Below are 569 nucleotides of genomic sequence, written 5' to 3'. Positions count from 1 at the left end.
ATAGAGTATGCTTCAACAACAATGCATGTTTCAGCCCCGGAGATCTCTCGACTGCATTTCATTCGCATGCGCTCGTTGCTTTTCACTCGAGATGACAGACTCGTGGGATAACTATTATTGTCTTCCCCTCTTACTCAGGCGAATATTCCTTTCATCAGCATAATCCCCGAAAGGGTACAGCCCTAGATCCTCATTTAAAAACCTTAACTTTGGATTTGTACGTTTGATCAACTCAAACTTTTTCTTTCTACTCCACCTCTTGATCTGCTTTTCTCTGTTTATTGAATCCTGAACATACTTGTATTCTTCATACCACAACACGAAATAACACCGATACCTACCTGTGAATGTTTTCGAGTCTCCTGCATTTTGACCATGTTCTAAAATTCTGGATGGCAAGCTATTTGTCATACCTACATACAGTGTGGTTTTGGAGGAATTTGTGATTATGTAGGTATAATACGGCATCTATAATTATAACGAATAGAGATCTTTCATTCACTCCCCATTGTCATTTCGACCGGAATGAGAGAGCCCCAAAGGCGAACGAATGGAGCGGAGAAATCCAC

The 569-nt window shown here is 40.8% G+C and carries 1 protein-coding gene; it reads right to left on the bottom strand.

Annotation, left to right across the window (positions count from 1 at the left end; translation table 11 throughout):
- Positions 1-114 precede the first annotated feature (114 nt).
- Positions 115-468, bottom strand: coding sequence for a GIY-YIG nuclease family protein (locus tag C3B73_RS14230; protein ID WP_103664983.1), 354 nt, complete (start codon positions 466-468; stop codon positions 115-117).
- Between the last annotated feature and the right edge of the window lie 101 nt (positions 469-569).

Source organism: Gracilimonas amylolytica, assembly GCF_002911695.1.
Classification (GTDB): domain Bacteria; phylum Bacteroidota; class Rhodothermia; order Balneolales; family Balneolaceae; genus Gracilimonas; species Gracilimonas amylolytica.
This window is presented reverse-complemented; position numbering and strand designations above follow the sequence as displayed.